This window comes from Bacillus sp. TH13, from assembly GCF_016651175.1.
Classification (GTDB): Bacteria; Bacillota; Bacilli; order Bacillales; family Bacillaceae_G; genus Bacillus_A; species Bacillus_A thuringiensis_S.
In genome coordinates this window covers 20362-29233 of the sequence record NZ_JAEKEJ010000016.1, presented here as the reverse complement: position 1 = coordinate 29233, position 8872 = coordinate 20362, and the positions used below count along the sequence as shown (strand labels likewise).

The window sequence follows — 8872 nt, the reverse complement described above, 5'->3', positions numbered from 1 at the left end:
CCACATAAACTCCAGATAGTACGGCTATAATGACTACCAGAGGTGATATTATGAAAAACTATCATATTCTCGTGGTAGAGGACGATCAAGAAATTCAGGAATTAATTAAACAGTTTTTAATGACACAGCATTATACAGTGGTAGTCGCTTCAGATGGACTAGAGGGTATGACACAATTTAATAAGCAATCCTTTGATTTAATTCTTCTAGATGTCATGATGCCCAATCTTAATGGGTTTGAAGTTTCTAAAATGATCCGAAGTCAGTCAAACGTACCAATTATTATGCTAACTGCGTTGGAAGAAGAGGAAGATCAAATGAAAGGATTCGACCTTGGGATCGATGATTATATAACAAAACCCTTTTCATTTCATGTTTTGATTAGACGAGTCGAAGCTGTACTTAGAAGAAGTTATGATAAAAATGTAAATAATCATTTGATATTTAAAGAAGTGCGTATTGATGTGGATGCATATAGAGTATATGTAAATGACGTTGAAATTATATTAACGACAAAAGAGTTTGAAATTCTACAACTACTACTTCAAAATGAGAGAAAAGTACTCACAAGAGAAAATATCGTAGAGAAAGTTTGGGGTTACGATTATTTTGGAGAAACACGAATAATTGATACACATATTAAAAACCTACGCAAAAAATTAGCTATCCCTTATATTAAAACAATAAAGGGTATTGGTTATAAAATTGATGAATAGTATTGTGAAACTCATGAAGATGAAGCGAATTACTTATAAACTCTTTATGACTACATCTCTCATTTTATTATCCTTTGCAGTATTGATTTATTTAACTTTATATTTCTTTCTCCCTACGTTTTATGAGCAATATAAAACAGATCAACTTCAAACAGGGATAAACGAAATCATTGATAAGTCTAAAGATCTTACGTTTCAAGATGCGATACCACTTTTTGATGAATACGCAAAAAAAAATAATGCGATGCTTTATCTTCAAAATAAAGAAGGAGTAATTATTTACTCTCCTTCATTTTCTTTTATTCAAAGTGGTACGCAAAAAACAGTAGTTACTAAAGCCACACGATTCGAGAATGCAAGTACCCTCAGCAATTCATATAATGTTACGAAACCAATTCAATTCCAAGATGGTAGTTTAACGCTTGTAGTGTTTGCTACATTTCAACCGATTGATGAAGCTTCACAAGTTTTAGTACGCTTTCTCCCCTATATTAGTATCATTGTGCTCATTATTGGTATAGGGAGTGCTTATTTTTATTCCAGGTTTATTACAAAGCCACTTATTTATATTAATGAAGGTGCACAAAAGATGGCAAATTTAGATTTCTCCGAAAAAATTGAGGTTCGCTCTACAGATGAGTTAGGAGAATTGTCTAATAGTTTGAATGACATGTCTATTAACTTACAACAAGCTATGTTTGATTTAAAAAAAGCAAATGAACAATTAAAAAATGATATTGAAAAAGAAAGAGAAATAGAAACAAAACGCAGAGAGTTTTTTGCGATTGTAGCACATGAATTAAAGTCCCCTCTTACTGTAATGAAAGGCTACTTAGAAGGGATGATTTACAATATTGGCCCTTATCAAAATCGCGATCAATATTTAAAGAAAAATCATCGAATTATTGAAAGTATGGAACAATTAGTTCGTGAAATTTTAAGCGTATCGAAATTAGAACAACACACCTTCAAACTAAAAGTAGAGGAAGTTAACCCTTCAAAGTTAATAGGTACAATCACAAAAGATCTCGAATTTTTTGCTTCTCAAAAAAGCATCGAAATAATAAAAGAAATTGATTCTGACCTTTCTATTTATACAGATTGTGCTCTTTTAGAAAAAGCATGTAAAAATATTATCCACAATGCGGTTATGTATTCACCACATAATGAAAAAGTCTATATAAAGTTAAGAGAGAATTCTAAACAAGATCAAATCGAAATGAAAATTATAAATACAGGTATCAATATTAAAGATGAAGATATTCAACAAATTTTCAAACCATTTTATCGAATTGAAAAATCAAGGAATCGAAATACTGGAGGAAGTGGTTTGGGGCTATATATTGTTAAACAAATTCTTGAAACGTTAGATATAAAGTATTCAATAAAAAATATGGAACATAGTGTGCAATTTTGCATGAGTATTCCGCTATCTAAACATAAAAACAAATAAACTCTCCTTTAAATAGGATGAGTTTATTTGTTTTTGTAGTAAGTATAAACTTATTAACAGGCTTTTCGTTTAATGACGTATGCTACTTTTTAAATGGCGATTGTCATAAGTAGCGAAAAACTGTATTCACCTTAAATATTTACCTTCTACTATAACAGCAGAAAAGCGAAATTACGCTTAGCAGCAAATTAGATTCTCTTATTTGAGATACATTTCATCTATGAAACTGAAAAGGAGGATGAAAAATGTATATTCACCTCCATTTTCAGATTAATTTGGAATTCTTTTATGTTAAGCTATATATAAAGATTAAACATAAAACAAAAAGGATGATTCGTATGCAAATAAGACCACAAGCAAGTGAATATAACTCCTATTATGCAACGTATACCAACTTGGTATCAGACGGAAATATCATACATATTCTAGAACAACAAATGAAGGAAACGAATCTTTTATTAAAGGGAATTTCTGATAGTGAGGGACTTTTCCGGTATGCTCCTACTAAATGGAGTATAAAAGAAGTAATCGGTCATATAGCAGATACAGAACGGATTATGGCGTATCGATTGCTATCAATCGCTCGAGGCGAGACAGCAGAACTTCCAGGCTATAATGATGATATGTATGTTCTTAGAGCTGCTTTTGATAAGCAATCTATGCAAGATCTTCTTGAGAATTTAATAGTTGTTCGCCAATCTACCCTGCATTTACTTAGAAGCTTAGATAAAGAAGCTTGGTCACAAAGAGGAAATGCGAATAATTCTGAAGTTACAGTTCGTGCATTAGCATACATCATTGCTGGTCATGAGCTTCATCATCTTCAAATTATAAAAGAACGTTACCTTGGTTCTAATCTATATCCAGCAACTTAATATTTGAAGAACAAGAGTCCTATTTATGTAGGGCTCTTGTTCAGTATTTATAACGTATTAGCGCTTAGAACCATGGCAATTAAATGTCTTTATTTATAAAATTCACCACATAATATTTATGCTATCCCCTCTTATTCTGTACATAATTTTCTTTAGGCTGATATACTATAAACACAATAGTTCTGGAAAGGTGATGATATTATGCATGAACAACAAAATAATAGAGATAGAGATCAAAAAATGATGTTTTCTATGCAAGGAGTTCCCACAAATAAAATTAACATGCATCAATTACCTAAATGGATTAGAATTTTTGGCTATTGTGCGTTTGGTTGGATGATAGTATTTAGTTTAATTATGATTGTAGGTTTAATTCTGCAATAACTATACAGAGTAGGTAAACGGGACGATATTTAGATTATAAATCTAGGTAATGTTCCGTTTTTTATGTGTGATTATCCCATGATATAGGTAACCAATTATACTAAAAAGAACTTGTAGAATATCCTACAAGTTCTTTTTCAAATATTATTAAAACGGGAACAACAAACTATTTTAACATTCAGTACAGGGAGACCATTTTGGTTATGGCTTGATTTTATTATAAAATAAATATAAGCTTTTGAAAGGTCTGGATTTTGAAAATTATGTGAATTGAACAACTACGATGTTTATATTAGATTTCATTTACGACCAACTTCTTCTTACTTAAATACACTGCACGATCTGATTTTTTAGCAACCTCCTGTGAGTGCGTCACAACAATAATGCATTTATTCTCTTTATGTGCAAGTTCTTGAAACAGTTCTATAATATCCATTGCGGTTTCCTCATCAAGGTTTCCTGTCGGCTCATCCGCAATCAATAAATCAACATTACAAGATAGTGCTCGAGCAATTGCTACACGCTGTTGTTGCCCACCGCTTAGTTGCAGGACGTTTCGTTTCGCTTCAGCTTCTGAGAGTCCTACCCTCTCTAATAATTGTAATGCTCTTGCTGTTTTATTTTGCACTTTAACACCTGTAATTTCCATTGCTGTTAAGACATTTTGAAGAGCTGTCATATAGGTTATTAAGTTATAAGATTGGAAAATTACAGATACATTTTGATTACGGTATCGATCCAAACCAATTTTTCTAATATCTTTGCCATTATACAGTACATAACCATTTTTAGGGACATCTAGTCCACAACCTAAGCTTAGGGTTGTGGTTTTACCAGATCCAGATGGTCCTAAAATCGTGTAGAAATGTCCTTTTTGAAAAGAAAAGTTAACATTTTCTAGTATCGCTACATTTTTTCCATTACTTTCATAATAATAATCCAAATTTTTAAACTGTAAAATTGTCTCCATATCGAGCCTCCTCATTCATCTTTTAAAAGAATTTGTTTTGGGTTTAAACGTAGAATAGATAATGCTGGAAGAAGCGTTGCTATTATAGCAATAGCTAGTCCAATTCCACCCATTTTCCCTACATCTTCTCCTGTTACACTTACATCAATTTTATCAATCGGATCTTCTTTTTGATTTTGTAGAGTACCACCAGGTCCAGCCATCATTACAGTACCATGTTGCGAGGTATCTGTTTCTTCGCTTGAAGTAGCAATTTCATTCGAAAGTAAATTATCCCCGATATATTGAGAAACTTTAGCTCCTGTTGTTATGGATAATCCAAATGCTAAAATAGCGACACACACTACTTCTACTACGAATTGCGCCATCAGCTTCCACTTTTTCTCTCCAATGGACAATAGAATTCCCATTTCTTTACGACGTCCTTTAATTGATAGCATAATGATTAATCCTAAAATGATCGCACCTGCAATCGATACAATATAAATAATCATTTGAGAAGTCGAAGAGATATTTTCGATAGGACCAATCATTTGCTTGTACAATGAATCATGCGCATCTAATTTATAATAATTAAAATCAATATTAGATTTTCTTGCTTCTTTTTAAATGCATCAATATATTGTGGATCATTCAAGAAATACACGACTTGAACACTACTTATACCTTGGTCTACTTCTAATTTTTTCATAGTTGAATGCGGCATATATAGTTTATTAGCTGGATCCATAATAGGAGGAGCCTGTTGACCCATTGCTTGCTCATTTGTTTCGTAAATACCGATAATTTCAACCTCAAGGGTTTCCTTCTTATCCCCTGATTGCACTTTAACTTTGTCTCCTACTTTCAAATTGTTTAATTCCGCTAATCGTTTTTCCATTAAAGCTACATTCTGATCCTTCATTTGCTCTGTTATTGGTTTTCCATCAATGATTTTACTTTTTCCGTTTTTAAAGCTTTCTTGTAATGCAGTCTTGCGAACTCCCTCAATCATAAAAGAAGCATTCATATCTATTTCTGTACCAGAGCTTGAACCGCCTCGCGCAGCCGCCATTCCCACTTTACCTTTTCCTTCTTCTTCTCCTTCTGAAGCTCCTACTAGTTTAAGCCCATCAGAAATACCGAAAGTGTTAGCTATGTAATTATAATCTTTTACATACTTGGACTTCGCTAATTGATCTGTTTCTTTTGCATCGAGCTGCGGCGGATTTGGCATTTCTCCAGTTTCCTTAGCTTTTTGACCTAATTTGTCGAAATCAAGACCTAAAGTAACATCTGCACCAAGTTTTTTTCTTGCAGCATCCGCTGCTTTTTTTGATGCATTTTGGATTGTGAAACCTGAAAGAACCAAATTTGTAACAATCAGAAAAACTGCCATCAAAATTAATGATGTTCCTATCCTTTTTTTCATACTGAGAATTGCTCGTTTCATAAAATTCATTTTTTCTTACCTCCTTGATAACTTGTATTCTATATAGGTTATCTAGAGTTTATATGGAGCTAATCGGTAGTTTAACTAGAGATATAAGGAGTTTATGTGTAGTTATTCAGAATATTGGTAAGGAGTTAGTCAATTTAAGAGACTTATAGAAAAAAGAGAGGTTAAGCTTGATTTAATGTATGTAACATAAAAATATTTATTGTATAATTTCTTTACAATAAATATAGAGAACCTATTTGTGAATATCTATATGGGAATTGTTAAGTTCCTCATAGAAATTACATCTTTTAATAAGAAAAGAAGCAAGTTAGCATTCTTTTATAAGGATAAGAATATTAATTTGCTTCTTAAATTTTAATATAAATTATTTATAGTTTTATTTTATTGCAAGATTTATAATATAATATACAAATTTATCATCTATTTTTATAATTCAAGCACCTACTATTAGGAAAAGAGAATATTTCCTAATTAATTTAAAACATAAATTTTGTCTGTGTTTTAAACAATATGTATTTTGAAGGAGGTTAATTTGATTTTTTCAAAACTCATTGATCGGTACGCCTTATATGATTTACACAAAAAAGAAGTGTAGCGTTTCAGTATACTTCCCTTTCTAACACTTCATTAAATATAAAGGACATAGAATCTTTTTATAAAGTAAAACCATCCTATATTCATTTTGACATTAAGCATTTAAAGCAAAAAAATGAATACATGGTTGGGCAATTCAAATATAAAAGCTCGGTTCAATCCGGTGATTCATGCAACGACTCTGTAACTGGGGAATTATTCTTACATAAAAATGAAAATGCACCTCATGTTATCTTTGTTCATGGTTGGAGAATGGATTCTAACGAACGTGTGAAAAAAATATTCCACGATCATATGACCAGCCTCAAGTGGAATATGTATTATTTCACTCTACCCTATCATTTTGAAAGAAAACCCGATCAATCCTTATTCAGTGGAGAGTATATGGTAAGTGCAAATATTGAACGAACAGTACAAGCAACTAGACAAGCGGTAGCTGATTTACGAGCTTTGATTAAATGGATTAAAGCAAATAAAAATGGTCCCCTGATTCTAATAGGGGTTAGTTTAGGTGGATTTATTACTAACTTAGCCTCTCTTGTTGAAGAAGAAATTGATGTGTTAGCATCCATTTTCTATGCAAATCGACTTTCTTATTCTATTTGGAATACAACTCCAGGTAAATTTATTAGAGAAGACTTGGAACATCATGGTGTTACGTATGATGATTTAATAGATTATTGGAAAATCACTGAACCGAGTCAAGCATTGCCAAAAGTAAAAAAAGAAAATATTTTATTAATTTCAGGTAAGCACGATCTATATGTGCATTCTGAGGATACAGACTACTTGTGGGAATCTTGGGAAAGACCTACACGATATATTTATACATGTGGGCATGCGGGGATCGTTCTTAAACGTAAAAAAATTGCAACTGATACTATCAATTTTATTCAAAATAGATTGAACTCCCCGCACTTATCCAATGTCATGCCTTAAAGTGAGAGGTTACTAAGTACATAATCTTATACTTGTATTGTTAGTTTTTCTCTTTTTGTTTATTTTTTAAGCTAACTATCTATAAATTCTTCATGAGTCTAGATAAAGAAAAAGAATCTACCCCTTTTCTAAACTCAAAAAGAATTTTTTCTATTGTTCTCCCATATTAATACTTGCATATAAGGATTTCATGAAATTATATATATATGCATGAATTTTTTCCGAGTATGAATTCGAACAAGTATCACTTAGTTTAATCAGACAACTAAATGTACATAAATGCAATGACATTAAAACACTTTGCTCTTAAATCCACAACTTGTATTATTAATTGCATGAAACTCCTTCTTGAGAAAGGTTTTAATTTCCGAATATTCTGTTGACTGTTATAACATATCCAATTTACAATTTAATTGTGGTGTTCTTTCACAATTAAACTACTTAGAATACACTTCATTTATTTGAAAACAATTACAAATAGAGGTGCTAAAATGAAAACTAGAGTAAATCCAGAATTATTACAAGGGTTAGAGATGTTTCCGGATCTCGATTTACGCCCGGAAAACTTGCAATCAATCAGAGAAGGGATAGCTCAAATGAGACCACCTACCGTTGTTGATGACTCCCTTTCGTTAAAAGATAAAGTCATTGTTGGACCTGATGATAATCCGTTACCATTAAGAATTTATCGTCCAAAATCAAATCATGAATCTTTACCTGTCTTATTATGGATACATGGTGGTGGTTATATCTTAGGTTCTATAGATGATAACGATGATACTTGTATGAGGTTTGCAAAAGAAGCTGGCTGTGTGGTTGTATCTGTAGACTACCGCTTAGCACCTGAACACCCTTACCCAGCACCAATTGAGGATTGTTATTCAGCTTTAAAATGGATTGCTGATAATGCAAAGTCATTAAACATTGATTCAAATCGTATTGGGGTTGCAGGAGTAAGTGCCGGCGGTGGACTAACAGCAGCATTATCATTATTAGCCCGAGATCGAAAATATCCTTCAATTTGTTTACAAATGCCACTATATCCAATGATTGATGACAGAAATGATACACCTTCAGCGAATGAAATTAAAGAGGGATTTGTTTGGAACCAAAAGGCAAATGAAGCTGGCTGGAAAATGTATTTAGGAGAAATGTATGGAACGGATCAAATCCCTGCCTATGCAGCACCTTCTCGAGCTGAGGATTATAGTGACTTACCGTATACTTACACATTTGTTGGTCAATTAGATCCATTCCGCAGCGAAACATTAACCTATGTAAGCAAACTAGCGCAAGCTGGTGTTGATGTGGAGTTTCATTTATATCCAAATGCCTATCACTGGTTTGAAGGGCTAAATCCAAATGCCGATGTATCTATTTATGCTGTGAACGAAATAGTACAAGCAATAAAGACTGGTTTCAAACGAGTATCCAAGGTTGAGGCTTAATCCCATTACAAGAGAAACACTTATAAATAGTATATATATATTTATCATTTAA

Annotated in this window: 6 protein-coding genes and 2 pseudogenes; 6 read left to right on the top strand and 2 right to left on the bottom strand. The window is 32.3% G+C overall.

Annotated elements, in window-relative coordinates:
* Positions 1–50: 50 nt before the first annotated feature.
* The 4 genes from JFU02_RS04145 to JFU02_RS04130 all read left to right on the top strand — a co-directional run bounded on the left by JFU02_RS04145 (position 51) and on the right by JFU02_RS04130 (position 3428).
* Entirely contained in the window at positions 51–716 is a 666-nt protein-coding gene (locus tag JFU02_RS04145) for a response regulator transcription factor (protein WP_098291788.1), read from the top strand.
* Entirely contained in the window at positions 709–2169 is a 1461-nt protein-coding gene (locus tag JFU02_RS04140) for a sensor histidine kinase (RefSeq protein ID WP_098291787.1), read from the top strand. Before JFU02_RS04145 ends, JFU02_RS04140 begins: the two co-directional genes overlap by 8 nt.
* Before the next feature lie 338 nt (positions 2170–2507).
* Complete coding sequence (locus JFU02_RS04135) at positions 2508–3044, top strand: DinB family protein (protein ID WP_042973330.1); 537 nt, start codon at positions 2508–2510, stop codon at positions 3042–3044.
* A 201-nt stretch (positions 3045–3245) separates the two neighbouring features.
* Positions 3246–3428 carry a hypothetical protein gene (locus tag JFU02_RS04130; RefSeq protein ID WP_061666118.1) on the top strand — a complete coding sequence of 61 codons (183 nt, stop codon included), beginning with the start codon at positions 3246–3248 and terminating at the stop codon, positions 3426–3428.
* A 292-nt stretch (positions 3429–3720) separates the two neighbouring features.
* Here JFU02_RS04130 and JFU02_RS04125 read toward each other — a convergent pair whose 3' ends face one another.
* Positions 3721–4398, bottom strand: coding sequence for an ABC transporter ATP-binding protein (locus JFU02_RS04125; protein WP_000447864.1), 678 nt, complete (start codon positions 4396–4398; stop codon positions 3721–3723).
* Positions 4399–4409: 11 nt separating this feature from the next.
* A pseudogene (locus JFU02_RS04120) lies at positions 4410–5839 on the bottom strand (ABC transporter permease).
* 532 nt (positions 5840–6371) lie between these two features.
* Between JFU02_RS04120 and JFU02_RS04115 the strand changes: the two are divergent.
* Together JFU02_RS04115 and JFU02_RS04110 are read left to right on the top strand one after the other, a co-directional pair.
* Positions 6372–7372: pseudogene (locus JFU02_RS04115) on the top strand (alpha/beta hydrolase).
* A 491-nt stretch (positions 7373–7863) separates the two neighbouring features.
* Positions 7864–8820 carry an alpha/beta hydrolase gene (locus tag JFU02_RS04110; RefSeq protein ID WP_000857934.1) on the top strand — a complete coding sequence of 319 codons (957 nt, stop codon included), beginning with the start codon at positions 7864–7866 and terminating at the stop codon, positions 8818–8820.
* The last annotated feature ends 52 nt before the right edge of the window (positions 8821–8872 follow it).